This is a genomic window from Massilia aerilata, from assembly GCF_042656905.1.
Taxonomy (GTDB): domain Bacteria; phylum Pseudomonadota; class Gammaproteobacteria; order Burkholderiales; family Burkholderiaceae_D; genus Telluria; species Telluria aerilata.
The window spans coordinates 320,843-346,397 of the sequence record NZ_JBHSMZ010000004.1; the positions used below are offsets into that span (position 1 = coordinate 320,843).

Below are 25,555 nucleotides of genomic sequence, written 5' to 3' on the forward strand. Positions count from 1 at the left end.
GATGACGCCACGCGGGACCTCGAATCCGATTCCGGCCCCGCATTCGATAACATGATGTCCCGGAGCGATGGGGCCTGCGGTACCCTTCTTGTGCGGCCACGGCTTTCCATCGACGAGGAGAGGGCCGCACTTCCCACCGTTGTCATCGATCACCGCCAGGTAGCTTCTGCCGTCGGCTGACTTTGTCATTGTGCCGCGCAGGTCACGTTGCCCCTGTCATGCCTTCGCAAGTCTGCTGGCTTTCATTCCACCTGCCTCCGCGGTCCAGGCAGCTGTCGATCCGCATCTCATGCCGCAAACGCAGACCCAGCACGATCAGCAAAACCAGCAGGCAGGCGCAAAGCACGAGTTTCGCTGGTTGCATATGGGCTGGTAGAACTTGGGCCCCCGCCTGCGCGGGGGCGACGTGCTTAGAACTTGTGCGACACGCGCGCAAAATACGCCGCGCCATTCAGGCCGAACTGCACGCTCTCATACTTGAAGCCATTGTCCGTCTCGTCCGGATTCTGGGCCGTCGGATGCACGTTGAAGATGTTCGTGCCGCCCACGGTCAGCTTGGTTTTATCCGTGAAGGACCAGGTGAAGGACAGGTCGGCCGAGGTCTTGGCTTCGTAGTGCTGGTTCGGCACCGGCGAACCCGAGAAGGTGCCGAGGGTCTGCGGACCGTAATGCACGATGCGGAAGTCGGTTTCCAGCTTGCCCAGGGTGTAGTCGAAGTCCAGCGTGGCCTTGCGGCGCGGGCCGCCCTGTTCGATGAACAGGCGCTCGCGCTCGGACAGCAGCACGTCTTCGAAGCCGGCCAGCGCGGCCGGGGCGTGCACGCCGGTGACTTCGGTGCGGCCGAAGTTCATCGCCACGTAGGTAGCGAGCTTGCCGCCGCCGATGTCCATGCGGTGCGAGGCGGTCAGGTCCAGGCCCTGGGTGCGGGTGTCGATCGAGTTCACGAAGAACTGGGCCTGGCCCACGCCCAGCGCCGCCAGGGTGCTGCCGAGGGCCGGGTAGTTGTCGGCGTCGAAGCGGCCCGACAGCACGATGCGGCCGTCGATGTCGATCTGGTACAGGTCGGCCGTCACGGAGACAGCTTTGCTCGGGGTCCAGGTCAGGCCCAGGGTATAGCTCTTCGACTTCTCTTCCTTCAGCTGCGGGATGCCGGCCGCGTTGGCGACCTTGCCGCCGTTCGGCGCCAGCACCACGTCCATCGGCACGCCGCTGATGAAGTCGGTGAAGGTGGAGGAGAAGTAGACCTGCTGCAGCGAGGGCGCGCGGAAGCCGGTGCTGGCGGAGGCGCGCAGCAGCACGTCGTTGGTGGCCTTGAAGGAACCGGCCAGCTTGGCGGTGGTGGTCGAGCCGAAGTCGGAGTAACGCTCGTGGCGCAGGGCGGCCTGCAGCTTGGTGCGCTCGCTCAGGTCGGCTTCGAAGTCGAGGTAGGCCGCGCTGCTGTGGCGGTTGCGGTCGGCGGCGTCGCCCGGCTGGAAGCCCGGGAAGCCCTGGCTGCCGGCATTGCCGCCCACGCCCACGCCGTCGGCGTCGATGTACGAACCCGGTTCGCCGGCGAAGATCTTGTAGTTCTCGGCGCGGTATTCGAAGCCGAAGGCCGCGTTCAGGCCGCCCAGGACCTCGGGGTAGTAGCGGCTGAAGTCGGCGTTGGTGGTCAGCTGGCGGAAGGAGAAGCCGCCGGCGTCGAATTGCGAGGGGCTGATGCCCTTGGCGTCGAGATTCGCGATCGAGGCGTTCAGCGTGTGCGCGATGGTGTAGCGCATGCGGTTGTAGCCGTAGGTCTGCGAGAAATCGCCGGCCCATTCGCCGATGCGGGTGCGGTAGCCGACAGTCGCATAGCGGTCGTCGATGTCGCCGTTGATGTAGGGGACGAAGCCCTCCGGGTACATGGCGGCCGAGTTACGCGAGGGGATGTCGTCGGAGCCGATGCCGCCGCGCGCCCAGGCCGCCGAGGAGGCGTCACGGGTCTGCGCGCCGGCCGTCAGGTACAGCTTGCCCGGACCGGCCGGGAATTCGCCGTTCACGTAGACGGTCTGGTTCTTGACCTTGGTATCGCCGATGGTGCGCGGGTTGTCGGGTTCGGCGCGGTTCGAGCGGCCGCGGTCCTGGTATTCGCCGGTGATGCCGAGCACGCCGTCCGCCACCGCGACGCCGCAGTAGGCCGAGGCCAGCCAGTTCTTGCCGTCGTGTTTCGAGTACTCGCCGAAGCCGGCGATCGATTCGCAGCCCAGGCTCTTTTTCAGCTCGACGTTGATCACGCCGGCGATGGCGTCGGAGCCGTATTGCGCGGCGGCGCCATCGCGCAGCACCTGCACGTCCTTGATGGCCAGCAGCGGCAGCGCGTTCATGTCGGTGCCGGTGTTGCCGCGGTTGCGCGCGCCGAACAGGTTCACCAGGGCGGTCGTGTGGCGGCGCTTGCCGTTCACCAGCACCAGGGTCTGGTCCGAACCCAGGCCGCGCAGGGCGGCCGAGTCGACCAGGTCGGCGCCGTCGGCGCCCGTCTGGCGGGTCGAGTTGAACGAGGGCGAGATGTTGGTCAGGGTCTGCGCCAGGTCGAACTGGCCGCCTTGCTCGGCTGCCTTGGTCAGCGGGATGGTGTCGACCGGGACCGGGGTGTCGGTGGCCGAGGTATTGCCGACGCGGCGCGAGCCGACGATGCTCACACTCTGCATGCTGCTGTCGGCGGCGGCGGGCGCCGTGGTCTGCGCCATCACGCCGGATGGGAAGGCGGCGAGGGCGGCGCTGCCGTACAGGGCGAGCAGAAGGGATTGGCGGATCGCGGTGGGTTTCAAGTGCTGGCTCCTTGGTAAATATTGCATTTATGTGAATTTACCAGTTGGCAACTTGGGCAAGAAGTTAAACGTCTCATAACTACAACACTACTAACCATAATCAGTATTCATACTTAGATGCGGCTTCGTATTGACGTTATCTTGGTACATTGGTAGCATGATCGGCCATTTTTCGGAGGCCCACCATGACCGACCAGGACTTTATCGACGCGTTCGCTGCCGGGCGTCTCGCACCCGAAGGATTCGACCACCGCGCCCACCTGCGCGCCGCCTTCCTGCTGCTGCGTTCACGCCCCTTCCTGGAAGCCTGCATCGCCATGCGCGACGGCCTGCAGGCGCTGGCCGGCAAGCTGGGCAAACCGGACCTTTATCACGAGACGGTGACGGTGGCCTTCATGGCGCTGGTGGCCGAACGTGGAACCGAAGGGGACTGGGATGGCTTTATCGGGCAGCATCCGGAACTGTGCCGGCTCGGCCTGCTGGACGGCTGGTATTCGAAAGCGCTGCTGGCCTCCGGCGCCGCGCGCAAAACCTTCGCGATGCCGGACCTGATGGGAGAGCGCCATGGCTGAGAAGGTGACGGTAGAGCGGGTGCAGACCGGCCTGCGCATCGAAAAGCGGATGCTGAAAGTGCTGAAGGGCTTGGCTGAGTACCACGACATGAGCCTGGGCGACCTGGTCGAGGGGATCGTCCTGCATGCCTTCGAAGGGAAAAGCGCGTTCGGGGAGGAGAGCCTGGCGCGTATCCAGGATTTGAAGCGGATTTATGGGATGGCGCTGGCGGCGAAGGATGCGCACCGTTTGCAGGAGCAGAAACGCAAGCTCATCGAATAAAGCTGGGCTTGCAAAACCTGGATCCGCCGCTAAGCTGATATTGCGTTCCCATGCTGGAGGACCGCCTGATGAATGGAAGGAGTCTTCAAGTGACGACACCATTGACCGCACCGGTGGGCCGAGGCGGCACGAACCGCCTTCACGACATCATCGTGGTACAGCGGGTTCTATTGCGCCGGGGTTTTCGCATCGGCACGGCGGACGGGAAATGCGGACGCCGGACCCAGGCCGCCATCGACACCTTCCAGCGGGGCTTCATGCAAGCCCCGGACGGCCGGATCGACCCCAACGGCGCCACCTGGCGACGCCTCAGCGACGAGCCTGAACCCATGCCACCTGTCGACGCCAGCCTCACGCGCCTGGTTCCCACGCCGGACAAGTCCACCATCAACAAGGGGCTAACGCCGGTCAACAACACCCTGATGACCAGCCTGCTCGGCAAGCCGCGCGAAACCTTCAGCAGCGACTGTCAGCCCGTCACGGAGCCGCGTCTGAAACGCAGCATGCAGCGAGCGAACGTCGGTCCGTTCCCGGTGACCGGGCTGCGGCCCGCGGTGGAGAGCCTGGCGACGGTCCTGGCAGACGTAAGGTCGCTGTTGCCCGATGTGTATCAGGCGCTCGGTAGCGCGGGGATGCTGTGTTGCCGCTATGTCCGCGGCTCGCATTCCTCCATCTCCAACCATTCATGGGGCACCGCCATCGACCTCACGCTCAATGGCAAGCTGGACGTACGAGGCAACGACATGGTGCAGCATGGGCTGTGCCTGATTGCTCCCGTATTCAACACGCATGGCTGGTATTGGGGCGCCTCGTTCCGCACCGAGGATGCCATGCACTTCGAGGCCAGCAGATCTCTTGTGGAATCATGGCGCGATTCGCTTTGATGGCGTTCGCCCGCGCGGCGGCCCGATCGCTGGCCATGGCCGCCGCTGCCGCAGCCTGCAATCTCGCGGCCGCGGCCGGCACACCGTTTTCTGTCGCGCCCTGCGACTTCAAGGCGCCCGACCAGTGGGGCGAGTACAGCGTGCGCTGGGCGGGCACTTGTGCGAACGGCAAAGCAGAGGGTTTGGGCGTCCTGCGTGCCTACCGCGATGGCCAGGTCCAGCAGATCTACTTTGGACGCTTCGTCCAGGGCGAACCCAGCTTTGGCGTCATCGACCATCCCGAGGGCTTCATCGCTGGGCGTTTCAAGAACGGAAAGCTGGTCGATAACGAGGAGCGGCAGGATGTGATCTCGGCCTTTCGGGCCGGCGAAGCTGCCGCCCTCGCTTTCGCACAGCAGCTTAAGCGCAATGGCAACGCTTCATCGGCCCGGTTCTACCAGGAGAAGGCGCACAAGCTGGCGACCCAGATGGAGTGAGCTATTCCTGATGGAATTCCTCTGCCGAAGCAAACAAATCCCAGGCCGCAATAAACAAAGCCGCAATCACGGGCCCGATCACAAAGCCATTCAGCCCGAAGAGTGCCATGCCGCCGATGGTCGACAGCAGCACCACGTAATCCGGCATCTTGGTGTCCTTGCCGACCAGCAGAGGGCGTAGCAGGTTGTCGACCAGGCCGATCACGAACACGCCGAAGGCGATCAGCACCACGCCCTGCCACACCGAGCCGGTGACCAGGAAATACACCGCCACCGGCGCCCACACGATGGCCGCGCCCACCGCCGGCAGCAGCGACAGGAAGGCCATCACCACCGCCCACAGCAGCGGCGCCTGCACGTGCAGGATCCAGAAGATCAGGCCGCCCAGCGCGCCCTGGGCGATCGCCACCAGCACATTGCCCTTCACGGTGGCGCGGATCACGGTGGTGAAATTGCTGAACAGGCGCTTCTTGTAATTCATGCTCAGCGGCACCGCGGTCTTGATGCGGCCGGCCAGCGAATGGCCGTCGCGCAGCAGGAAGAACAGCAGGTAGAGCATGACGGTCAGGCTCACCAGGAAGTCGAAGGTGTTGCTGGCAAAGTTGAGCGCGTACTTGGCCGCGACCTGGCTGACCTGGGAGGCGATGCTGGTCAGCTTGGCCTGCAGCGAGGCGATGCTGGTGAGGTCGAAGCGTTCCAGCAGGCTGAGCAGCCAGCCCGGCAGCGAGTTCATGATCTGGCTGAAGTAGCGGCCGAAGTCGATGTGGCCGGACTTGATCATGTCGTAGATCCCCACCGCCTGCTGCACCAGCGAGGCGCTGATCAGGGCCACCGGGATGATCACCATCACCACGATGGACAGCAAGGTCAGCAGAGCCGCGACGTTGTGCTTCTGGCCGGTGGCGCGCAGCAGGCGCCGGTGCAGCGGAATGAACAGGATCGCCAGCACGATGCCCCAGAACACGGCGCCGGAATAGGGCGTCAGGATCCAGAAGAAGCCGATCGTGACGATCGTCAGGAGAAAGAGGAAGACTTTTTGCTGGAGGGTGTATTGGCTGGCAGGTGGGTTCATGAGCTTATGATAACGCCAACTGCCGCTCGATGTAGTCCTCGAACGCATCGCGCGACAGCGCCTTCGAGTAGTACCAGCCCTGGATGTAGTCGCAGCCGAAGGCCGCCAGCGCGTCGCGCTGGGCGCCGTGCTCGACGCCCTCGGCGATCACTTCGATGCCGAGGCGGTGCGCCAGGCCGATGATCGCTTCCGTCAGCGCCTTGTCGCTGCCGTCCTCGGCCAGGTGCTTGATGAAGGATTTGTCGATCTTCAGGTAATCGACGTCGAAGTGCTTCAGGTAGGCCAGCGAAGAGAAGCCGGTGCCGAAATCGTCGATCGAGACCTTGGCGCCGGCGCCGTGCAGCGCGCCGAGGCAGCGCGAGACCTGGTCGGCGTCGCTCACCAGCACGCCTTCGGTGATCTCCACGGTAATGCAGTTGCTGGGCGCGCTCGTGTGCAGGATGCGGTCCAGCCAGGGCAGGCGGCCGTGGCGCTCGAACTGCATCGGCGAGATGTTCACGCTCAATTCGATCGTGCAGTCGTACTTCTGGCGCCAGCGCTCGATGCTGGCGATGGCTTCGCTCAGCACCCACTCGCCGATATCGTCGATCAGGCCGCTTTCCTCGGCCAGCGGGATGAAGGTGGCCGGGCTGATCGGGCCCAGCCCGGGATGGTCCCAGCGCAGCAGGGCCTCGGCCTTGCGCAGGCGCCCAGTGGCGGCCTCGACGATGGGCTGGTAGAACACCTGCAGCTGCCTGTGCGACAGCGCCGTGCGCAGATCGTGGCTCAATCTGAGCTTGAGGGAAGCCTGCTGCTGCAAGGCCGCCGTGAAGTACTGGAAGTGGCCGCGCCCGGCGCGCTTGGCCAGGTACATCGCGTCCTCGGCGTGGGCCAGGAGGGCGGTGGCATCGGCCGCGTCTTCGGGATACAGGCTGATGCCGATGCTGGCGGACGGGTAGGCCAGTTCGTCGGCGGCCAGCCGCAGCGGCGCGCCCAGCGCCTCGATCAGGGCCCCGGCGATGGTTTCCAGGTGCAGGCCATGTTCGCTTTCGCCGATGGCAATCCCGAACAGGCCGCCGCCCAGGCGCGCGACGGTGGCCTCGGCCGGGACGCAGCGCGCCATGCGCCGGGTCAGCTCGACCAGGGCTTCGTCGCCGCGCGCGTAGCCGTAGCTGTCGTTGATGTCCTTGAAGCGGTCGATGTCGAGCAGCAGCACGCCCAGCCGGCGGCCGGCGCCCTGGGCCTTCTTCATGTCCTGCTGCAGGCGGTCGAGGAACAGGCGGCGGTTCGGCAGCCCGGTCAGCGGGTCGAAGTTGGTCTGGCGCCAGATCACCTCGTCCTTCTGCTTTTGCTCGCTGATGTCCTGGAACTGGATCACGTGGCGGAAGACCCGGCCGTCCGGATGGCGGATCACGCGGATGTTGACGAACTTGGCGGTGAAGCGGCCGTCCTTGTTGCGGTCCTGGATTTCGCCCTGCCAGTGGTCGTGGTCGGCCAGCGCCTGCTGCAGGGCCGTATAAAAGCCGCGGTCGTGCATGCTGGAGTCGAGCAGCTGGGGCGGCTGGCCGCTCACCTCGTCCAGCGTATAGCCGGTCTGCGCCGTGAATGCCGGGTTGGCGTCGACGATGCGGTTGGCCTCGTCGGTCACCATCACGGCTTCCGAGCTGGTGCGGTAGATCAGGTTCGCCATCCGCATCGACTCTTCCAGGTTGCGGCGATGGGTCACATCCTGCACGGTGCCGCTCAGCACGGTGCGGCCCTCGACCTTGATCGCATTGCACAGCACCCGTATCCATTTGCGCGCGCCGGCCGGGGTCAGGATCTGGGCCTCGAGGTCGAAGGATTCGCCATGGACCATGGCGGCGTGCATGGCGTGCTCGGCCTCATCGCGGTCGTCGCCAAGGAAGCAGGCCAGGCAGGCGTCCAGGTTCGGTGCTTGCGTGGGCGGGAATCCATAGATCTGCAGCACCTCGTCGGTCCACTCGAGACGGCCGCTGGCGCAGTCCAGCTCCCAGGCGCCGATCTGGGCCAGGGCGCTCATGTCCGCCAGCATCCGCGCCTGCTGGCGGATCGTGCGTTCGTGTTCGATCCGCTGGGTCAGGTCGCGCCCGACGCCCAGCACGCCCAGCGCCTTGCCGTCCGGTCCGGGAATGCGGGTCTTGATCGCTTCGAACACGCGCGCCTTGTCAGCGCCCGGCGCCGTCAGGCGTTGTTCGTGGGCCAGCGGCAGGCCGGTCCTGAGCGCCTCGAGGTCGGTCTTGCGCATGTGCTCGGCATCGAGGGGGCCGAAGAAATCGGCGTCGCGCCGGCCGACGATCGCGCCACGCGTACGGCCCAGCAATTCCTCGAAGCGCGTGTTGCAGGCCAGGTAGACGCCGTCTGGATCCTTCAGCCAGATCACGTCGGGGCTGCTTTCGACCAGGGTGCGCAGCTGGGCCTTTTCGCGTTCGAGTTCGGCGGTGCGCACGCGGACCGCCTTGCGCACCGAGCGCAGCCAGACCGCCAGCAGCAGGACCAGCGTGCCCAGCACCAGCAGGGCCTCCAGCAGCCGCTCGGTGTAGCGGAAGAAGGGCAGGGGCCGGCCCATCCACTTGTCGCGCAACTCGCCGAGCTCGGCGGGTGTGATGCTCGCCATGCCTGCTTCGACCATGGCCAGGGTGGCGCCGTCGCCCTTGCGCACCGCGCGCCGCAGGTCGTTGCGGGTGACCTCGAAGGCCTTCACGTACTGGCGCTGCAGGCCGAGCCGGTACAGGCGGTACTCGGCCGAGTTCTGGTCCATGCACAGCAGCTTGACCGACTGCCTGGCCGCGGCGTCGACCAGTGCCTGGTAGCTCGGGTAGATGCGCACGCCGCCGATGCCCGCGCGCCGCAGCTCGTCGGCGCAGGCATCGGCGGCCTGCACCCCCACTTCGAAGCCCTTCAGGTTGGCGAGGTCATGGATGCCGCGCAGCGAGGCGTCGGCATACACCACAGTGGCCACCGTGTCGTAGGGTTCGGAGAAATCGAGGGTGGCGGTGCGCTCCCGGGTACGGAAGATCGGGTCGATCACGTCGGCCCGCCCGCTGGCCAGCATGGTCTGGACCTCGGACCAGTTGACGGCGATGAGCTCGGCCTGGCGCCCGGTTTTCTTTTCCCACAAGCGCCACAGGTCGACCGTATAGCCCTCCAGCTTGCCGTCCGGGTTACGGTAGACGTAGGGCGGATAATTTTCGTCCATGACGACGCGCAGCGGCGCCGCCCACGCCAGGAGCGGAGCGCACAGAAAGACGGGCATCAGCATATGCACGACTTGCACCGACGAATCCTCCCGACAGGTCGATCGTGACGATAGCTCCCAGTGTACGGTCTGGCCTTGCGCACGCGCGCACGCGAGCGCAAGGCATGCTCAAGCGTCCTGGACCGCTTCCGACGGCCCGGCCGGCCCGTCCCTGCCGCCCCGCTTGCGCAGGCTGCGGTTGGCGGCGACCACGCCCACGCCCACGATCGCCAGGCTCAGCATGGCGCCGAGCGAGGGCGCGGCCAGCCAGCGCAGCGACTGGTCGGGCAGTTCGGAGGGCGCCTGCTGGGGCGGGTCGGAATCGGCCTGAGGGGTGGCGGCGCCGGCATCGGGCTCGCCGGCCAGCAAGGGCAGCAGGGCGCGCACGAAGGCGGCGGCGTCCTGCGGCGTGCGGCTGGTGAGGAAGCGGCCGTCGCGCACGGCTTCCTGGTTGCACCAGACCGCGCCGGCGTTGACCAGGTCGTCGCGCACGCCCGGCCAGCCCGTCAGGGTGCGCCCGGCCGCCAGCCCGCACGAGACCAGCACCAGGGCCGCATGCGACATCGCCGCGATCGGCTTGCCGGCGGCGTCGAAGGCGCGCACGAAGGCGCGCGCCGGGGCCGACTGGCGCAGTAGATTCGGTGCGATATAGCCGCCGGGAATCAGCAAGCCATCGTAGTCGGCCGCCTGCACATCGTCGACCCTGCTGTCGACCTTCACCAGGTCGTTCGGCTGGTGGCCGTGCATGCTGCGCAGCCGGCCCGGGCGCAGGGCGACGAGTGCGGCCTGTGCGCCCGCGTCCTTCAGCGCCGCCAGCGCGGCGTCCAGTTCCACCCCTTCGACGCCATCCGCCGCCAGCACGGCGATTCGCTTGCCGGCGAGTTTTCCGCTTGCGCTCATGACGATGCCTCCCATCGACAGCCCCTTGCTAGCAGAGTCGGCACGCCGGGCTTTAGTTCCGCTTGACGAACTCATAACCGCGTGGTTATACTTTTTCGCATAACCCGATAGTTATGAATCGCCATGGAACAGACACCCGACCTCATCTTCAGAACGCTCGCCGATCCCACCCGGCGCGCCCTCTTCGAACGCCTCTGCCGCGAAGGGGAGCAGACGGTCGGCGCCTTGACCGCACAGGCCGGCATTTCGCAGCCGGCCGTGTCGAAGCACCTCGGCATCCTCAAGCAGGCCGGCCTCGTCAGTGACCGGCACGCGGGACGCCAGACCCATTACACCGCACAGCTGAGCGCGCTTGCCCCGCTGGTCGGCTGGACGCAGCAGATGGCCCGGTTCTGGGAGAGCCGGTTCGACGATCTCGATGACCTCTTGAAAAGGATAGACCAATGAACGCTCCCGCACAGCAGCAGCGCGCATCACAGCTTCGCACCGTTACCGTCGAACGCGAGTTCGCGCATCCGCCGGAAAAGATTTGGCGCGCGCTGACCCAGCCGCACCTGATCGAAGCCTGGCTGATGAAAAACAATTTCGTGCCGGCCATGAACCAACGCTTCACGCTGACCGGTGACTGGGGCTCGGTCGACTGCCAGGTGCTCGAGATCGAGGCCCAGCGCAGCCTTTCCTACACCTGGGCCGCGATGGGCCTGGACAGCGTGGTCACATGGACCCTCACGCCCACCGGCGCCGGCACCCGGTTGCGCATGGAGCATAGCGGCTTCCGTCCGGACCAGGACCAGGCCTTCCACGGCGCCCAGTACGGCTGGAACAAGTTCTTCGGCGGCCTCGAGCAGGTACTGGCCGGCCTGGAGGGAGCGGCATGAACGAGGCCTCCGTCCTGATCGACCAGCGCATCGCCGACCTCGGCGACTGGCGCGGCGCGGCCCTGGCCCGGATGCGCGGGCTGATCCGGGAAGCGGTCCCGGAGGTGGTCGAAAGCTGGAAGTGGATGGGCACGCCGGTGTGGGAGCACGGCGGCATCCTCTGCACCGGCGAATCCTACAAATCCTGGATCAAGCTGACCTTCCTGAAGGGCGCCTCGCTGGACGATCCGGCCGGGCTGTTCAACGCCAGCATGGAGGGGAATGCGCGGCGCGCGATCGATATCCGCGAAGGGGAGCACGTCGATGCGGAAGCCTTCAAGGCCCTGATCCGGGCCGCGGCCGAGTTGAACGCCGCCGCCAAGGCCAGGCCGAAGAAACGCTAGCTGTTCTTCGGCGCCGCCGGGATTTCCGGCAGCGTGCAATGCTGGGAGACGGCCAGGCCTTTCAGGAAAGCACGCCGCACCGAGCCGGCCGTGACGCAAGCCGACACATGCTTCGAGTGCCGCTCCGCGCCGCTCAGCTTGCGGATCCAGCTGCGGAAGGGTAGCAGGCCCTCGGCGGTGCGCTGCACCGCGCCGACGGCCTGGTCTTCGGCCACGTCCGAGGCCTTGTCCATGAAGGATTCCTCGTGCTTGGCTGCCGAGGCCTGCACGTCGTAGTCGGGGCCGAGCGCCGCGTCGAGTTCATGCAGTTCCCGCGCGATCGCCACGCAGCTCTGCCCGGCCGGCATCAAGTAGGGGTTCTGCTGCGCCCTTTCGAGCACGGCCGGGATTTCCGTTTTCCGGATGCCGAGATCGTTGAGCGGCGCCGTGGCGGCCGTGCCCATGCGGGTTGCCGTGCGCGAGGCGCAGCCGGTCAGCGCGCATGCGGCAAGGGCCGGAACCAAAATGGTTTTGAGGGTGGAATGCATTTTGGAATTATTCTACTGTGTTCGGGCGACAAATGATGAACAAAACGGTGGTGACGTGAGCGAATCGCGGAATGTGATCTTCCTGCCCGGCGTATCGGGCGATGGCGGCTTCTGGAAGGGCGTCGGCGGGCTGCTGCCTGCGGCCTGGAACAAGCGCTACCTCGACTGGCCGGGCCTGGGCAGGCAGCCGGCCTCGCCGGACGTGAACGGCTTTGCCGACCTGCTGGCGCTGGCGGAAGCGGCCCTGGATCGCCCGGCCGCCATCGTGGCCCAGTCGATGGGCGGCATCATCGCGACCCAGCTGGCCCTGAAGCATCCGCGGCTGGTGACGCAGCTGGTGCTGGTGGCCACCTCGGGCGGCATGGACGTGTCGGTCTTCGGCGCCGCCGACTGGCGTGCAGACTTCGTGCAGGCCTATCCGGACACCCCGGCCTGGGCCTTGAACGAGAAGCCGGACCTGGGCGCGCAGTTTGCGCAGATCGTGGCGCCGACCCTGCTGCTCTGGGGCGACGACGATCCGATCAGCCCGGTGGCGATCGGTCGCCACCTGGCGGCGGCGATACCGAAGGCCGAACTGCAGCGCATCCCCGGAGGCCGGCATTCGATGGGGGCGGATCTGCCGCAGCTGCTGGCGCCGCGCATCGAGGCGCATATCGCGGGCGCGTGAGCCATGCTTGACCTGATCTATTACGCATCCTTCCTGGTAACGGCCCTGGTGGTCCTGGCCTTGCTCGCTGTCGCGCGTGCGGCAATCCGTCGTGGCGGCGACGAGAAGACCTGGACGAACTACTTTATGTTCGGCGCCATCCTGGCAGGAATGGTTTCGGGATGCCTGCTTTTCCACGCGGTCTTGTGGTCCTTTGATGCGGCCGGCCATCGGCTGAATGTCGGGCATGGCGAAGTTATCGTTGCCGCACCCTTCTTCAATCTTGTGCTTGGTGTGGTACTGGCGATCCTGGGGCGGGTGCTGCTTCGATGGCGTCCGATTGCTTGGTAACTCAGGCCATTTCCGCCGCGCCGCCGACCAGGATCGCCTCACCCTCGACACGCGCCGCGATCAGGCAATCGCGCCCGGTCGCGCGGCCCTGTCGCACGGTCAGGCTGCGCTTCAGCGCCACGGCCAGCGCGCCTGCCGCGACGCCGGTGGCGCTGTCTTCCAGCGCCGGGTCGAGGTGGTTGAAGTTGCGTCCCTCGACCGTTTCCTCATCCAGCCGGCAGTACACATAGAAGCCGTTCACGGCGTTTTCCTTGCCCCAGGCCGTGATGCCGGCCAGGTCGGGTTTTAACGTGTACAGCGTGTCCGCATCCCGCACCTCGACCAGCAGCTTGGGACTGCCGACCGAGGCCACTTGCGGCTTCGACGCCAGGACCAGCCCTGGTGCGCCCAGCAGTTCGCGCAGCTGCTCGCCGCCGATCTCCACCTGCTGCGCCGCCTGGGGCGCCAGCCTCACGAAGTAGTCATCGCCCTCGCGCGACAGCGTCAACAGCTGGCCCTTCATCGCGGTGCGCACGGCGATCGTGCCGGCGCCCGGATCGCGGGCGAACAGCACGGCCGCCACCGCCAGCGTCGCATGCAGGCAGAGCGGGCTGCGCGTGTGCGGATAGAAGTAGTCGACGTCCCGGTCCGCGGAGAGGAAGACGCAGGTCGTGTTGCGCGCGGCCGTGAAGGCCTGGCGCGCCGCCTGGTCCATGCCGTCGTTTTCGATCACCAGCGCCGGGTTCCCTTCACCCGGCCGCGCCCCGAAGCAGTTCAATGTTTGCACGTGCATGTTTCGCAATTGTCGAAGTCGTCAGTTATACTGTGTTTTTATACAGCATTGTCTTTTGTTAAGACAATTGTAGACCTATTCGCACGATGCCATCCGACCCACCATCCTCGCAACTCGGCCCCCAGTTCGGCTTACATCTGGGCCTGCCCCAGTATGCGGAGCTGTTCTGCCTGTCGAACTTCTCCTTCCTGCAGGGCGCTTCGCATGCGGAGGAGCTGGTAGCGCGGGCAGTGCAATTGGGTTACGCGGCGCTGGCGATCACCGACGAGTGCTCGCTGGCCGGCGTGGTGCGCGCGCATGCGGAAGCGAAGGGCGCGAAACTGCCTTTGATTATCGGCGCGCATTTCCACTTGCAGAATCCGGACGGCGGCCACGCCTTGTCCTTGATTCTGCTGGCGCGGAACCGCAACGGCTACGGCAACCTGTCCGAACTGATCACGCTCGGCCGCACCCGCAGCGAGAAGGGGACCTATCTGCTGCGCCCCGCCGACCTGGAAAACGGCATGCCGGACTGCCTGGCGATCCTGCTGCCGGCCTACCCGGGCCACGACCAGGAAGGCGTCGACCGCCTGCACGCGCAGGCGGCGTGGATGGCGCTGACCTTCCCGGGCCGCGCCTGGATCGGCCTGAACCTGCTGCACCGCGCCTTCGACGACGCCCACCGCGCCACGGTCGAGGAAGTCGGCTGGCAGCACGGCATGAAGATCGTCGCGCTCGGCCACGTGGTGATGCACGTCCGTTCGCGCAAGCCCTTGCAGGACACGCTGAGCGCGACGCGGATCGGCAAGCCGGTCGCCGAATGCGGCTACCAGTTGGGCCAGAACGCCGAGCAGCACCTGCGCTCGCGCGTGCGCCTGGCGAACATCTATCCGCGGGCGGCGCTGAATGAAACCTTGCGCATCGCCGGCCTGTGCACGTTCTCGCTCGACGAACTGCGCTACGAGTACCCGGACGAAGTGGTCCCGCCCGGCCACACGGCGGCCAGCTACCTGCGCAGCGAAACCTATATCGGCGCGCACCGGCGCTTCCGCGACGGCATCCCGGCCAGGGTGCAGGCCCAGATCGAGCACGAGCTGGGCCTCATCGCCGAGATGCGCTACGAGCACTACTTCCTGACCGTCTACGACATCGTGCGCTTCGCCCGGCAGCAAGCAATCCTCTGCCAGGGCCGCGGTTCGGCCGCCAATTCGGCGGTGTGCTACTGCCTGGGCATCACCGAGGTCGACCCGGCGCGGGCCAGCCTGCTGTTCGAGCGCTTCATCTCGAAGGAACGCAATGAGCCGCCCGACATCGATGTCGACTTCGAGCACCAGCGGCGCGAAGAGGTCATCCAGTACATCTACCGGAAGTATGGCCGCGACCGGGCCGCGCTGGCGGCGGTGGTGATCAGCTACCGCCCCAAGAGCGCGCTGCGCGACAGCGGGCGCGCGCTCGGCATCGACCTCGCCATCGTCGAGAAGGTGTGCAAGCAGCACCACTGGTTCGACAGCAAGGCCGACCTGCTCAATCGCCTGGCCGAGAGCGGGCTCGATCCGGAAGCGCCGCTGTCGCAGCAGTGGGCCTCGCTGGCGCAGCGCCTGCTCGGCTTTCCGCGCCACTTGTCGCAGCATCCGGGCGGCTTCGTGATGGCGCGCGGGAAGCTGTCTCGCCTGGTGCCGATCGAGAACGCGACCATGGCGGAACGCAGCGTGATCCAGTGGGACAAGGATGATCTCGAGGAGCTGGGCCTGATGAAAGTCGACGTGCTGGCGCTGGGCATGCTGTCGATGCTGCGCAGAGGGCTCGAACTCGTGGGCCAGCGCCACGGCACCGTGTTCGAGATGCAGGACATTCCGCCCGACGACCCGGCCACCTACCGCATGATCCGCGCCGCCGACACCGTCGGCGTCTTCCAGATCGAGTCGCGCGCGCAAATGAGCATGCTGCCGCGGATGAAGCCGCGCGTGTTCTACGACCTCGTGATCCAGGTGGCCATCGTGCGCCCGGGGCCGATCCAGGGCGGCATGGTCCATCCCTATCTGAAGCGGCGCGAGGATCCGCGCCTGGTGAGCTACCCGAGCCCGGACATGAAGGTGGCTTTGGAACGTACGCTGGGCGTGCCCATCTTCCAGGAGCAGGTGATGCAGGTGGCGATCCTGGCGGCCGGTTTCACGCCCGGCGAAGCCGACCAGCTGCGCCGCGCGATGGCGGCCTGGAAGCGCAAGGGAGGCCTCGAGAAGTACTACCAGCGCATCGTCGGCGGCATGCTGGCGAAGGGCTACGACATCGGCTTTGCGGAGCAGATCTTCAGCCAGATCCAGGGCTTTGGAGAATACGGCTTTCCGGAGTCGCACGCGGCCAGCTTCGCGTTGCTGGCCTATGCCAGTTCCTGGCTCAAGTGCCACGAGCCCGCGGCCTTTCTGTGCGCTTTATTGAATAGCCAGCCGATGGGCTTCTACAGCCCTTCGCAGCTGGTGCAGGATGCGCGCCGCCATGGCATCGAAGTGCGTCCCGTGGACGTGACGGTCAGCGGCTGGGAATCGGCGCTGGAGGAGTTCGACGCGTCCCGCGGCATGCAGCCGGCGGTGCGCCTCGGCCTGCACATGCTGCGCGGTTTGAAGCAGGAAGCCGCCGAACGCATCGAACTGGCGCGCGCGATCCGGCCTTTTGCGGACACCGCCGAACTGGCCCGGCGCGCGAACCTGGACCGCGGCGACCTGCAGGTGCTGGCCGGCGCGAATGCGCTCGAAGCATTGGCCGGGCACCGCCGCCAGGCCCTGTGGCAGGCGGCGGGTTCGGTGCCGGACAAGGACCTGCTGCGCCCCGCCACGCTGGAAGAAGATGTGCCGCTGCTGGCCGCGCCCAGCGAAGGACAGGAGATCGTCGGCGACTACCGCGCGCAGGGCCTCACGCTGGGCCGCCATCCGCTGGCGCTATTGCGGCCGCAGTTGCTGGCCAGGCGCTTCCTGCCGGCCGATGTGCTGATGGATTTCGCCAACGGCCAGCTGGCGCGCGCCTGCGGCATCGTCACCGTGCGCCAGCGCCCCGGCACGGCCAAGGGCGTGCTCTTCCTTACCATCGAGGACGAGACCGGAAACGTCAACGTGATCGTGTGGGCGAGTTTGGTCGAACAGCAGCGCCGCGAGGTGCTGAATTCACACCTGCTGGGTGTGTACGGGGTGTGGCAGAGGGAAGGGGAGGTGCGCCACCTGGTGGCCAAGCGGCTGGTGGATATGTCGCACCTGCTGGGGGATTTGACGACGCGCAGCCGGGATTTTTGTTAGCCTCAAAACGTCATTCCCGCCTGCGCGGGAATGACGAGGAATCAGAACTCTTCCCAGTCCGCTTCCACCGGCTGCTTGGCAGCCTTGACCGGCTTGGCAGCAGCAACGCGGCTCACCGGCGCCGCGGCACGCGGCAGCGCAGCGCGCACCGGCGCAGCCTTCACGGGCGCGGCCACCGCGCCCAGGTCATGCGCGCGGTCCAGCTTGAACACGCTGACCACCTCGGCCAGTTTTGCGGCCTGGTCCTGCATCGAGGAGGCGGCGGCCGCCGCTTCTTCGACCAGTGCGGCGTTCTGCTGGGTCACCTGGTCCATCTGGGCGATGGCCCCGTTGACCTGCTCGATGCCGCCGGTCTGTTCCTGGCTGGCACTGGTGATCTCGGCCATGATGTCGGTCACGCGGCGGATGCTGCCCACCACCTGTTCCATCGTGGCGCCGGCCTGGTCGACCAGCCTGGTGCCGGCGTCGACATTGGCCACCGAGGCGCTGATCAGTTCCTTGATTTCCTTGGCCGCGGCGGCCGAGCGCTGCGCCAGGTTGCGCACTTCGGAGGCCACGACCGCGAAGCCGCGGCCCTGTTCGCCGGCGCGCGCCGCTTCCACAGCGGCGTTCAGCGCCAGGATGTTGGTCTGGAAGGCGATGCCGTCGATGACGCCGATGATGTCGGCGATGCGCTGCGAGCTGTCGTTGATCGCGCCCATGGTGGTGATGACTTCGCCGACCACGGCGCCGCCCTGGGTCGCCACCGCGGATGCGGCGATGGCCAGCTGGTTGGCCTGGCGCGCGTTGTCTGCGTTCTGGCGCACGGTGGTGGTCAGTTCTTCCATCGACGCCGCGGTCTCTTCCAGCGCGCCGGCCTGCTGCTCGGTGCGGGCGGACAGGTCGAGGTTGCCGGCGCTGATCTCGCGCGAGGCGGTGGCGATGGTGTCGGTGCCGCCGCGGACCTGGCTGACGATGCCCACCAGGCTGTCGTTCATGTGGCGCAGGGCGCGCAGCAGGGAACCGGTTTCGTCCTTGGTACGGGCTTCGATGTTGCGGGTCAGGTCGCCGCTGGCCACGGTTTCGGCCACTGCCACCGCGTCGCGGATCGGCAGCACGATGCCGCGGGTGAGCAGCCAGGACATGACGCCGCCGAGCGCCAGCGCACAGGCGCACAGGATCACGATCAGATTCGTGCTGCTGTCCGCATTGCTGTCGATGGCGCCGGCGGTTTCGTTCATGCTGTTGCGCTGCATGGTGACCAGTTCCTGCAGCAGGTCCTGGTACTTCTGGGCGGCCGGGGTGAATTCTTTCTCGAGGATGCGCGCCGCTTCTTCCGCATTGCCGTCGGCCTTGGCCTTGACGGTGCCGTCGCGCGAGGCGCTATAGGCCTTGCGCTGCTGGAGGATCTTCGCGAACAGTTCCTTTTCAGGACCGTCGGCGGCGATCAGCGGCTCGATCTGCTTGAGCAGTTCGGCGGCTTTCTTGACCGAGGCGGCCGAGTCTTCCTTGAAGTAGGCGCCGAGCGAGGGATCGGCGCTCTTGGCGATCGCGGCCGTGCGGCGGATCGAGGCGAAGTTCAGGGTGTACCAGTCGGTGATCAGGCGTTCCTTGGCCAGCGGCACGGCCATCATGGCCTTGGTGCGGTCGGCGATCTTGTTCATGCGCCAGGCGCCGACGGCCGAAATGACGACCGTCATCGCCAGGATGAGCGCAAAGCCCAGTCCGAGGCGCTTGCCGATCTTGATGTTTGCAACGAATCCCATCGATATTCCTTTTGAAGAAGCAGTGCAGAGAATGTGCGGATTGTACTGTCGGTACGTTTCCAAAAGGAATTAAAAAATACGGTATGGAAATTTTTATGCAACATTTTGTAGGCTTAATCCGACAATACGCAGGCGAATTGTTAAATATTCATTGTTACAAATGGATTCGGCTGGTAGTCTAAAAAAGCTAGTCATCAACCTCAAAAAACCTTTCTCATGAAGCCTTCCAGCATTCTCCGCAATACCCTTCTCCTGTCCGGACTCATCGGCGGCGCAGCCGGCGCCGCGGCATTGCCGGCGCCCTTCGCTGAACAGCTCAACGCCAACTACCCGGCGATCGAAACCCTGTACCAGGACCTGCACCGCAACCCGGAACTGGGCTTCGACGAACACAAGACGTCGGCCAGGCTGGCCGATCTCGCCAGGAAGCTGGGCTTCGAAGTCACTACCGGCGTCGGCGGTACCGGCGTGGTCGCGATCATGAAGAACGGCCCCGGTCCGGTCGTGATGCTGCGCACCGAAATGGACGCGCTGCCGGTCCAGGAAAAGACCAGCCTGCCGTTCGCCAGCAAGGCCACCGGCAAGAATGCCGCCGGCGAACCGACCCCGGTGATGCACGCCTGCGGCCACGACCTGCACATGGCGGCCTGGTACGGCACCGCCAAGCTGATGTCCGAAAACCGCAAGGCCTGGAGCGGCACCCTGATGCTGATCGGCCAGCCGTCCGAAGAGACCGTGCACGGCGCCGAAGCGATGCTGAAGGACGGCCTGTTCAAGCGCTTCCCGAAGCCTGACTACGCGCTGTCCTTCCACGACGACGCCACCATGCCCTCGGGCACGATCATGTACCACGCCGGCCCGTTCCGCGCCTCGTCCGACGTCGTCAACATCACCGTCTTCGGCCAGGGCGGCCACGGCGCCGTGCCGCACGAAGCACGCGATCCGATCGTGATCGCTTCGCGCATCGTGCTGGCCCTGCAGACCCTGGTCGCACGCGAGAACAACCCGATCGACCCGCTGGTCATCACCGTCGGCAGCATCCACGGCGGCACCGTCGCCAACATCATCCCGGACCAGGTCAAGCTGTCGCTGTCGGTGCGCACCTTCAAGCCGGAAGTGCGCAAGCGCGTCCTGGCCAGCATCGCGCGCGAAGCCAGGGGCGAGGCGATGGCCGCCGGCGCACCGAAGGAGCCGCTGGTCGACGTCCAGCCGGGCACTGATTCGGTCTACAACGATCCCGAGCTGATCGGCCGCATGGTCAAGACCGTGCAGGGCGCGGTGGGTCCGGAATTCGTGAAGGAGATGCCGGCCAAGATGACCTCGGAAGACTTCTCGCAGTACGGCCTGCAGCCTGGCGTGAAGGCGGTGCTGCTGCACGTCGGCGCGGTCGAAGGCTCGCGCCTGGAAGCGGCCAAAAAGGCCGGCCAGCCGCTGCCGGGCACCCACTCGCCGCAATGGGCGCCGGACTTCAAGCCGACCGTGGTCAACACCATCAAGGCTGAAACGGCGATCCTGCTGGATCTGCTGGCGCCGAAGAAGTAAAGCCAGGCCCTGAACGAAAACGCCGCTCCCGCTGCTTGCGGGGCGGCGTTTTTTTTTCGGCCTTCGTCAGGCGCTGACGTACTCGGTCACGGAAATCGTCGTGGCCTTGCGGCCGCGCTTGACGGAGACCGTGTAGCCGCCGAGGCTGTCCCAGGAACAGTCGCCCGCGTCCGGCGCCGAGCCATCGCGGCAGATGGCGCGTTCGCTCTTGCGCCGCGCGATGCCATGCGCCCTGGCAAGGAAGGCGTCCAGCTCCTTCAGCCGCTGCGGCTCGCGGATCTTCAGTCCGGCGACCTCGGCGCGCGCGAAATCGATCCATTCGTCCTCGCTGCGTTCGCGCTCGCGTCCGCGCGCGACGGTCAGGGTGAAGCGGGTGGTGACGAAGTCTGCGCAGCCGTCCTGGCGGATGGCGATGCGCAGCCCGGCATGCGGGCGGACGGTTTCCGTCGAGCTGTGCCTGCTGGGCTGGTTCAGGGTCTGGCCGGGGTAAGCGTGCGGCCGCAAGACCGGATCCGGCGCCATGAACGAGCAGCTGTCCTCGGCCAGCGCGGATGCCGCAGCCGCGAAGAACAGTACGGACGCAAGACCGAGGCGGCTGCACAGGCGAGAGCCTGTCCCCGTCGCTGTCCGCCCGCTCATGCGGGCTGCGTGCCGTAATGCGCGTGAATCGCGCCGGCCCATTCGAGGTCGGCCATGTCCGGCCAGTGGTCGGTATCGAATCCCGGCGCGTTCTCGATGCGCTCTTTCGGGATGTCCATCGTGAAGCGCTTGTGCTGCGGGTCCAGCGTGAGGGCCTGCCAGGGCACCGCGAACAGCTTTTCGCCCAGTCCGAGGAAGCGGCTCGACGACATCACCGCATAGACGATGGCGCCGCTGCGCATGTCGACCATGAATTCCTTGATGACGCCCAGGTGCTCGTTCTGCAGGTTGTGGACGTGATCGCCGAGCAGGGTGTGCGCGCCCATCAGTTCCGGGCCCGGTCCCTTGCCGTGCTTGTTTCTGTACATACCGTAATCGTCTCGTTCCTCGTAGGACATCTGCGTCTCCTTGTTCTGGAGACGCAAGCATAACCCGAGTCCGGCGAAACCCGGTTCGGAGACGCACGATGCAGGGTGGGCACCCCGTGCCCACGTTCAACAAATGCATCGTGAGCTCGGAGAGCCCACCCTACGAATTAAAACTCTTCCCAGCCGTCGCCGACGGTGGCGGTCGCAGCAGGGCGTTTGACGGCGGCAGCGCGCGCCGGCTGCGGGCGCACTGCCGGCACGCCGGCCTTCGGCTCGATCCGCGACGGCGCTGCGGCCAGCACCGCCTGGTGCTCGACCTTGAACACATCCACGGCATGGGCCAGCTTGGCCGCCTGGTCCTGCAGCGAGCCGGCGGCGGCCGCCGATTCCTCGACCAGGGCCGCGTTCTGCTGGGTCGCCTCGTCCATCTGGGCGATCGCCTGGTTCACCTGCTCGATGCCGCCGGTCTGTTCCTGGCTGGCGGATGCGATTTCAGCCATGATGTCGGTGACGCGCTGGATCGAATCGACCACCTGGCCCATCGTGTCGCCGGCCTGGTCGACCAGCTTGGCGCCGGCGTCGACCTTGCTGACCGAGGCCGTGATCAGTTCCTTGATTTCCTTGGCCGCCGCGGCCGAGCGCTGGGCCAGGGTGCGGACCTCGCTTGCCACCACGGCAAAGCCGCGGCCCTGTTCGCCGGCGCGCGCGGCTTCCACCGCCGCGTTCAGCGCCAGGATATTGGTCTGGAAGGCGATGCCGTCGATGACGCCGATGATGTCGACGATCTTCTTCGACGACTCGTTGATCGAGCCCATGGTCAGGATCACTTCGCCGACCACGTTGCCGCCTCTGGTGGCGACGCTGGAGGCGGTGATGGCCAGCTGGTTGGCCTGGCGCGCGTTGTCGGCGTTCTGGCGCACGGTGTCGGTCAGGTGGGCCATCGAGGCCGCGGTCTGCTCCAGCGCCGCCGCCTGCTGCTCGGTGCGCGCGGACAGGTCGAGGTTGCCGGCCGAGATCTCGCCGGCCGCGCCGTGGATGGACGAGGTGCCGCCGCGGACGTCGCTGACGATGCCGGCCAGGCTGTCGTTCATGTGGCGCAGCGCGCGCAGCAGGGCGCCGGTTTCGTCCTGCGAGTCCGATTCGATGTGGCGGGTGAGGTCGCCGGCGGCCACGGTTTCGGCCACCGCCACCGCTTCGCGGATCGGACGCACGATGCCGCGCGTGAGCAGGATCGAGCTGAGCGCGCCCAGCGCGACCGCGCAGACGGTCAGCACGATGATCAGGGTTTCGCTGGACCGGGCGCCCGCCAGTATGTCGCCCTTGGCGCTGTCGATGCGCCCATTCTCCATGGCGACCAGCTGCTGCACGGCTTCCTGATAGGCCTTCGCGGTCGGGGTGAATTTTTCGTCGAGGATCCTGGCCGCGAGTTCGGCGTCACCGTCGGCCTTGGCCTTGATCGCGGCGTCGCGCGCGGACGAGTAGTTCTTGCGCAGCTCGCCGATGCGGTCCCACAGCGCCTTTTCCTCGCCCGGCGCGATCATCGGTTCGATCTGCTTGACCAGTTCGGCCGAGCGCTTGCCGGTGGCGGCCGCGTCTTCCTTGAAGAAGTCGCCCAGCGAGGCATCGCTGCTCTTGACGATGGCGGCGGTACGGCGCACGGCCGCGAAGATCTGCACATACCACTCGCCGATGAGACGTTCCTTCGCCAGCGGCGCATCGAGCACGCCGGCAGCTTCGTTGGCGACGTGGCCCAGGCGAGAGATGCCGACGCCCGCGATCAGCACGGCCATTGCCAGCGTCAGCGTAAAGCCGGCGGCGAGCCGCTTACCAATATTGAATCGACTGAAAAAACCCATGACTGTCCTTTTGAAAGCATATCCGGATGAAATACCATCCAAAATTGTACTTTCTTAAGGGTAAGCCTTTGTTACTTTTGAGTATATTTAAATAGTGACTGCCATGTTTACGCAACAGTTCATTGCCAAATAATCACGGATTCTCACGTTTCGTTTCTTCTTTGTCATCTTCCATCAGATCTTCCAGACGCTGGATGCGCTCGGCGGTGTCCGGGTGGGTCGACATATAACTCATCGTGGTCTTCAACCAGCGCGGGGTATGGGCTTCGTCCGGGGCCTGGTTTTCCAGGGCCTCGAGCGCCTGGATGAAGGCGGCGGGCGAACGGCCCTGGCGGCGCAGCAGGGCCACCGCGTAATTGTCGGCATCCAGCTCCATCGCACGCGAATATTGCATCTGCGTCAGCACCGCCGGCACGCCGGCCGCCACCGCGCTGAAATCGCCGAACAGCGCGGCCGACAGCGCCGCCATCAGGGACGAGCCGCTCATCGCGCGCGCCGCATGGCGGTGCTCGATATGCCCCACCTCGTGCGCCAGCACGGCGGCCAGTTGCTCCTTGCCGGCTTGGTCGAGCTGATTGGCCTTGCCCTGCGCCAGCCGCACCATCCAGTCGGTGACGACGATGGTGCCGTCCGGCAGGGCCAGCGCATTCGCGCCCAGCGTGCGCGAATTGCGCACCAGCAGCCGGATCGGCACCCGCGGATGCGCCGGCAGCACGCCAGGCAGCAGGGCCTGGACCTCGGCGATACGCTGCTCGCTCAGGCGCGAGGGTTCCAGCAGCCCATGCCGTTCCAGGCTGGACAGGGCGGCGCGGCCGAGGCGGATGTCGACCGATGGCGGCAGTTTCTCGGCGATGCGCTCGGCGGCGGCCGGCAAGCCGCGGAAGTAGAGCAGGGCCAGCAGCGCCACCAGCAGGACCAGCGCCAGCAGTGCGGCCGGCCAGCGTTCCTGCCAGCGCACCACGGCGCTCTTGCGGTAGCCGAGCGCGTCGAGCAGCGGCTGGCGGCCGTCGCCGGCGACTTCGCAGCTGGCGCCGTCGGCAAAGCGCAGCACGGCGGGCGCGGCGGCAAAGGGTTCGGACAGCCTTATTGCGCCGACCGGATAGCTGCGCTCGAAGGCCGGGGAACTGAGCTGCAGCATGCCGGCGTCCACGTTCAGGCGGACCGGATGCGGGCGCGCGTTGCGCCCGTCGAAATAGAGAGCGTTGGTCATGTCCGTCACCAGGAAAGGTCGAGGCCGAGGAATTCCGCGCTGCCGTCGCCGGCCGCGGTGGCGGGGCGCCGGCTTGCCTGTCCGGTCGCGGCTTCGAAACCGTCGGGCGCCTCGACATGCACGTGGGCCAGGCGGTAACGCCAGGTCCGCACGGCGGCGAAGGGACGGTACAGGCCCAGGGTCAGCAAGGTGAGCAGGACGTTGACGGCCTGCAGGCGGAAATAAGAGCGCAGCCGCATCGCGGACTCGATGCGCACGCCCGGGAAACGGGTGTCCGACCACGCGATATTGTTCATCCTTACCATGACGAACAGGGCGCTGAGGATGATGAACAGGTAGAGCAGGAGGATGCCGCCGAGCGGTATCAGCACGGCGGCGATACCGCCCGCGCCGGTGTCGGCGCGGAGCCGGGAGCCCGCATAAATCATCATGCCGAGGACGACGATGCCGACGATGCCCATCACGAAGCTCACCACATAAGGCGCGGCCAGTTCGGCGCTGCTGGCCCCGAACTCGGCGCGCTGGTCGCCGTAGGTCAGGCTGCCGTGCTGGTAGCGCTTCATGGCGCCGTGCATCAGCGGCCAGAGCAGATAAAGCAGGAAGACGGCGCTGACCATGGGCCGGTCCGGCAGCAGGGCGACCAGCGCGCCCGGCAGGATGAACATGGCCACCGGCAGCGCGTACACGCGGTAGGCGGCCTGGATCTCGCCGGCGAAGCCGAAGGGCAGGCCGCGGTACCAGGTATTCGACAGCCGGAAGCGCAGCGCCGAACGCATCATGAAGGGCAGGAGGCAGACCAGCAGGCCCACCGTGACCGCGCCGGCCACGGCGGAAAAACCGAAGGCGTAGTGGTAGGCGGCCAGCAGCACGACCGCCAGCAAACGGCCGCGCAGGATCGCCACGGGATTGCCGCGGAAGTCGAAGCTGGCGCCGGCAAGCTGGGTGTTCCGGTAAAAATACTGCAGCCGCCGGGTCTTGGCCCAGGCCGAGTAGATGCCGAGCGTGGCCACGGTCAGCAGCAGGTTGACGACCCAGATGCGGAAGTATTCGCCGCCGCTGCCGCTGAAGCCGAAGGCCAGCGGCGCCGGCGGGTAGTCGGGGACGGCATCGTCCGGCAGGGTCGCGTCCGACGCGTAGTCATGCTCGATCATGGGGTGGGCTCGATGTTGACATGAAGGAAAGATG

The 25,555-nt window shown here is 66.4% G+C and carries 23 protein-coding genes; 11 read left to right on the forward strand and 12 right to left on the reverse strand.

What is annotated here, in order from left to right; genetic code table 11:
- Positions 1-410 precede the first annotated feature (410 nt).
- The gene (locus tag ACFPO9_RS06230) at positions 411-2,789 is read right to left on the reverse strand and encodes a TonB-dependent receptor plug domain-containing protein (protein ID WP_379768512.1); all 2,379 of its coding nucleotides are present in this window, start codon (positions 2,787-2,789) and stop codon (positions 411-413) included.
- A gap of 185 nt (positions 2,790-2,974) precedes the next feature.
- Here ACFPO9_RS06230 and ACFPO9_RS06235 point away from each other — a divergent pair, with 185 nt between their 5' ends.
- The 4 genes from ACFPO9_RS06235 to ACFPO9_RS06250 all read left to right on the forward strand — a co-directional run bounded on the left by ACFPO9_RS06235 (position 2,975) and on the right by ACFPO9_RS06250 (position 4,983).
- Positions 2,975-3,361, forward strand: a complete 387-nt coding sequence (locus ACFPO9_RS06235) for a hypothetical protein (protein WP_379768514.1) — start codon at positions 2,975-2,977, stop codon at positions 3,359-3,361.
- A complete protein-coding gene (locus tag ACFPO9_RS06240) occupies positions 3,354-3,623 on the forward strand; it encodes a hypothetical protein (protein WP_379768516.1) in 270 nt (89 codons plus the stop codon). The genes ACFPO9_RS06235 and ACFPO9_RS06240 overlap by 8 nt, the downstream gene beginning before the upstream one ends.
- Positions 3,624-3,712: 89 nt before the next feature.
- The gene (locus ACFPO9_RS06245; RefSeq protein ID WP_379768518.1) at positions 3,713-4,507 is read left to right on the forward strand and encodes a M15 family metallopeptidase; all 795 of its coding nucleotides are present in this window, start codon (positions 3,713-3,715) and stop codon (positions 4,505-4,507) included.
- Positions 4,489-4,983, forward strand: a complete 495-nt coding sequence (locus ACFPO9_RS06250) for a hypothetical protein (RefSeq protein ID WP_379768520.1) — start codon at positions 4,489-4,491, stop codon at positions 4,981-4,983. Before ACFPO9_RS06245 ends, ACFPO9_RS06250 begins: the two co-directional genes overlap by 19 nt.
- Before the next feature lies 1 nt (position 4,984).
- Here the strand turns inward: ACFPO9_RS06250 and ACFPO9_RS06255 are convergent, their stop codons facing one another.
- From ACFPO9_RS06255 to ACFPO9_RS06265, 3 genes are all read right to left on the reverse strand, one after another.
- Positions 4,985-6,055 carry an AI-2E family transporter gene (locus ACFPO9_RS06255; RefSeq protein ID WP_379768522.1) on the reverse strand — a complete coding sequence of 357 codons (1,071 nt, stop codon included), beginning with the start codon at positions 6,053-6,055 and terminating at the stop codon, positions 4,985-4,987.
- A 4-nt stretch (positions 6,056-6,059) separates the two neighbouring features.
- Entirely contained in the window at positions 6,060-9,308 is a 3,249-nt protein-coding gene (locus ACFPO9_RS06260) for an EAL domain-containing protein (protein WP_379768524.1), read from the reverse strand.
- Positions 9,309-9,419: 111 nt separating this feature from the next.
- Positions 9,420-10,190: a DJ-1/PfpI family protein gene (locus ACFPO9_RS06265; protein ID WP_379768526.1), complete on the reverse strand. Its 771-nt coding sequence runs from the start codon at positions 10,188-10,190 to the stop codon at positions 9,420-9,422.
- 123 nt (positions 10,191-10,313) lie between these two features.
- Here ACFPO9_RS06265 and ACFPO9_RS06270 point away from each other — a divergent pair, with 123 nt between their 5' ends.
- The 3 genes from ACFPO9_RS06270 to ACFPO9_RS06280 are packed head-to-tail and all read left to right on the forward strand — an operon-like array spanning position 10,314 to position 11,451.
- Positions 10,314-10,637 (forward strand): ArsR/SmtB family transcription factor, encoded by a 324-nt coding sequence (locus ACFPO9_RS06270; RefSeq protein ID WP_379768528.1) that lies wholly within the window; start codon positions 10,314-10,316, stop codon positions 10,635-10,637.
- Entirely contained in the window at positions 10,634-11,068 is a 435-nt protein-coding gene (locus ACFPO9_RS06275) for an SRPBCC family protein (protein WP_379768530.1), read from the forward strand. The genes ACFPO9_RS06270 and ACFPO9_RS06275 overlap by 4 nt, the downstream gene beginning before the upstream one ends.
- Positions 11,065-11,451 (forward strand): DUF1801 domain-containing protein, encoded by a 387-nt coding sequence (locus ACFPO9_RS06280; RefSeq protein ID WP_379768532.1) that lies wholly within the window; start codon positions 11,065-11,067, stop codon positions 11,449-11,451. Before ACFPO9_RS06275 ends, ACFPO9_RS06280 begins: the two co-directional genes overlap by 4 nt.
- Here ACFPO9_RS06280 and ACFPO9_RS06285 read toward each other — a convergent pair.
- A complete protein-coding gene (locus tag ACFPO9_RS06285) occupies positions 11,448-11,978 on the reverse strand; it encodes a hypothetical protein (protein ID WP_379768534.1) in 531 nt (176 codons plus the stop codon). The genes ACFPO9_RS06280 and ACFPO9_RS06285 overlap by 4 nt on opposite strands.
- 55 nt (positions 11,979-12,033) lie before the next feature.
- Here ACFPO9_RS06285 and ACFPO9_RS06290 point away from each other — a divergent pair, with 55 nt between their 5' ends.
- Positions 12,034-12,645, forward strand: coding sequence for an alpha/beta fold hydrolase (locus ACFPO9_RS06290; RefSeq protein ID WP_379768536.1), 612 nt, complete (start codon positions 12,034-12,036; stop codon positions 12,643-12,645).
- 3 nt (positions 12,646-12,648) lie between these two features.
- Positions 12,649-12,975, forward strand: coding sequence for a hypothetical protein (locus ACFPO9_RS06295; RefSeq protein ID WP_379768538.1), 327 nt, complete (start codon positions 12,649-12,651; stop codon positions 12,973-12,975).
- A gap of 1 nt (position 12,976) precedes the next feature.
- Here ACFPO9_RS06295 and ACFPO9_RS06300 read toward each other — a convergent pair whose 3' ends face one another.
- Entirely contained in the window at positions 12,977-13,747 is a 771-nt protein-coding gene (locus ACFPO9_RS06300) for a PhzF family phenazine biosynthesis protein (protein ID WP_379768540.1), read from the reverse strand.
- A gap of 86 nt (positions 13,748-13,833) precedes the next feature.
- Between ACFPO9_RS06300 and ACFPO9_RS06305 the strand changes: the two genes are divergently transcribed.
- Positions 13,834-17,010: an error-prone DNA polymerase gene (locus ACFPO9_RS06305; protein WP_379768542.1), complete on the forward strand. Its 3,177-nt coding sequence runs from the start codon at positions 13,834-13,836 to the stop codon at positions 17,008-17,010.
- Between the two features lie 41 nt (positions 17,011-17,051).
- Here the strand turns inward: ACFPO9_RS06305 and ACFPO9_RS06310 are convergent, their stop codons facing one another.
- Positions 17,052-18,755, reverse strand: coding sequence for a methyl-accepting chemotaxis protein (locus ACFPO9_RS06310; RefSeq protein WP_379768544.1), 1,704 nt, complete (start codon positions 18,753-18,755; stop codon positions 17,052-17,054).
- Between the two features lie 216 nt (positions 18,756-18,971).
- Here ACFPO9_RS06310 and ACFPO9_RS06315 point away from each other — a divergent pair, with 216 nt between their 5' ends.
- On the forward strand, positions 18,972-20,297 hold the full coding sequence (locus ACFPO9_RS06315; protein WP_379768546.1) for an amidohydrolase: 1,326 nt from the start codon (positions 18,972-18,974) through the stop codon (positions 20,295-20,297).
- 66 nt (positions 20,298-20,363) lie between these two features.
- On the opposite strand, the gene ACFPO9_RS06320 is transcribed toward ACFPO9_RS06315, so the two are convergent.
- From ACFPO9_RS06320 to ACFPO9_RS06340, 5 genes are all read right to left on the reverse strand, one after another.
- A complete protein-coding gene (locus ACFPO9_RS06320; protein ID WP_379768548.1) occupies positions 20,364-20,936 on the reverse strand; it encodes a hypothetical protein in 573 nt (190 codons plus the stop codon).
- Positions 20,933-21,334: a PRC-barrel domain-containing protein gene (locus ACFPO9_RS06325; protein ID WP_379768550.1), complete on the reverse strand. Its 402-nt coding sequence runs from the start codon at positions 21,332-21,334 to the stop codon at positions 20,933-20,935. Before ACFPO9_RS06325 ends, ACFPO9_RS06320 begins: the two co-directional genes overlap by 4 nt.
- Before the next feature lie 137 nt (positions 21,335-21,471).
- Entirely contained in the window at positions 21,472-23,160 is a 1,689-nt protein-coding gene (locus ACFPO9_RS06330) for a methyl-accepting chemotaxis protein (protein ID WP_379768552.1), read from the reverse strand.
- Between the two features lie 133 nt (positions 23,161-23,293).
- A complete protein-coding gene (locus ACFPO9_RS06335; protein ID WP_379768554.1) occupies positions 23,294-24,370 on the reverse strand; it encodes a M48 family metallopeptidase in 1,077 nt (358 codons plus the stop codon).
- 5 nt (positions 24,371-24,375) lie between these two features.
- Entirely contained in the window at positions 24,376-25,521 is a 1,146-nt protein-coding gene (locus tag ACFPO9_RS06340) for a YjgN family protein (protein WP_379768556.1), read from the reverse strand.
- Between the last annotated feature and the right edge of the window lie 34 nt (positions 25,522-25,555).

What these genes read in the sequence shown, in the direction of transcription:
- ACFPO9_RS06235 (WP_379768514.1), top strand. Translation starts at nt 2,975, where the DNA reads ATGACCGACCAGGACTTTATCGACGCGTTCGCTGCCGGGCGTCTCGCA.
- ACFPO9_RS06240 (WP_379768516.1), top strand. Translation starts at nt 3,354, where the DNA reads ATGGCTGAGAAGGTGACGGTAGAGCGGGTGCAGACCGGCCTGCGCATC.
- ACFPO9_RS06250 (WP_379768520.1), top strand. Translation starts at nt 4,489, where the DNA reads ATGGCGCGATTCGCTTTGATGGCGTTCGCCCGCGCGGCGGCCCGATCG.
- ACFPO9_RS06255 (WP_379768522.1), bottom strand. Translation starts at nt 6,055, where the DNA reads ATGAACCCACCTGCCAGCCAATACACCCTCCAGCAAAAAGTCTTCCTC.
- ACFPO9_RS06260 (WP_379768524.1), bottom strand. Translation starts at nt 9,308, where the DNA reads ATGCCCGTCTTTCTGTGCGCTCCGCTCCTGGCGTGGGCGGCGCCGCTG.
- ACFPO9_RS06265 (WP_379768526.1), bottom strand. Translation starts at nt 10,190, where the DNA reads ATGAGCGCAAGCGGAAAACTCGCCGGCAAGCGAATCGCCGTGCTGGCG.
- ACFPO9_RS06270 (WP_379768528.1), top strand. Translation starts at nt 10,314, where the DNA reads ATGGAACAGACACCCGACCTCATCTTCAGAACGCTCGCCGATCCCACC.
- ACFPO9_RS06275 (WP_379768530.1), top strand. Translation starts at nt 10,634, where the DNA reads ATGAACGCTCCCGCACAGCAGCAGCGCGCATCACAGCTTCGCACCGTT.
- ACFPO9_RS06280 (WP_379768532.1), top strand. Translation starts at nt 11,065, where the DNA reads ATGAACGAGGCCTCCGTCCTGATCGACCAGCGCATCGCCGACCTCGGC.
- ACFPO9_RS06285 (WP_379768534.1), bottom strand. Translation starts at nt 11,978, where the DNA reads ATGCATTCCACCCTCAAAACCATTTTGGTTCCGGCCCTTGCCGCATGC.
- ACFPO9_RS06295 (WP_379768538.1), top strand. Translation starts at nt 12,649, where the DNA reads ATGCTTGACCTGATCTATTACGCATCCTTCCTGGTAACGGCCCTGGTG.
- ACFPO9_RS06300 (WP_379768540.1), bottom strand. Translation starts at nt 13,747, where the DNA reads ATGCACGTGCAAACATTGAACTGCTTCGGGGCGCGGCCGGGTGAAGGG.
- ACFPO9_RS06305 (WP_379768542.1), top strand. Translation starts at nt 13,834, where the DNA reads ATGCCATCCGACCCACCATCCTCGCAACTCGGCCCCCAGTTCGGCTTA.
- ACFPO9_RS06310 (WP_379768544.1), bottom strand. Translation starts at nt 18,755, where the DNA reads ATGGGATTCGTTGCAAACATCAAGATCGGCAAGCGCCTCGGACTGGGC.
- ACFPO9_RS06315 (WP_379768546.1), top strand. Translation starts at nt 18,972, where the DNA reads ATGAAGCCTTCCAGCATTCTCCGCAATACCCTTCTCCTGTCCGGACTC.
- ACFPO9_RS06320 (WP_379768548.1), bottom strand. Translation starts at nt 20,936, where the DNA reads ATGAGCGGGCGGACAGCGACGGGGACAGGCTCTCGCCTGTGCAGCCGC.
- ACFPO9_RS06325 (WP_379768550.1), bottom strand. Translation starts at nt 21,334, where the DNA reads ATGTCCTACGAGGAACGAGACGATTACGGTATGTACAGAAACAAGCAC.
- ACFPO9_RS06330 (WP_379768552.1), bottom strand. Translation starts at nt 23,160, where the DNA reads ATGGGTTTTTTCAGTCGATTCAATATTGGTAAGCGGCTCGCCGCCGGC.
- ACFPO9_RS06335 (WP_379768554.1), bottom strand. Translation starts at nt 24,370, where the DNA reads ATGACCAACGCTCTCTATTTCGACGGGCGCAACGCGCGCCCGCATCCG.
- ACFPO9_RS06340 (WP_379768556.1), bottom strand. Translation starts at nt 25,521, where the DNA reads ATGATCGAGCATGACTACGCGTCGGACGCGACCCTGCCGGACGATGCC.